The organism is Lichenihabitans sp. Uapishka_5 (genome assembly GCF_033947565.1).
Classification (GTDB): domain Bacteria; phylum Pseudomonadota; class Alphaproteobacteria; order Rhizobiales; family Beijerinckiaceae; genus Lichenihabitans.
Map to the genome: position 1 here is coordinate 1 of NZ_JARPVX010000204.1, position 345 is coordinate 345.

Here is a 345-nt window from a genome sequence, read left to right on the forward strand (position 1 = left end):
GCGCCAGACGACATACGACGTTGCTCCAGATCTTGAACAACGAGCCCTGCCAGCCCCATAAGAATACGGCGCTGTGCCTCATCGAGGGCTGGTCGGGCGTGATCGTCGATGATGCAAAGCGCGCCGATTTTGTGTCCGTCCAATGGGCTCACAAGCGGTGTGCCCGCGTAGAAACCCATGCCCGATTTGGTGAAAATGTTATCGCTGAACCGGGGATCGGCGGTTGTACTCGGCACTATCAGAGGCTCATCACCCTGGATGGTATGCGCGCAAAAGCTCGCCTCCCGCGATGATTTCTCAGCCGTTATGTTGTGCGAACCGATGACCACAACCTCATCGCGCCCG

The 345-nt window shown here is 58.0% G+C and carries 1 pseudogene; it reads right to left on the bottom strand.

The features are described from left to right. Positions 1-345, bottom strand: a pseudogene (locus P7D22_RS23180) (GAF domain-containing protein); the annotation flags it as partial.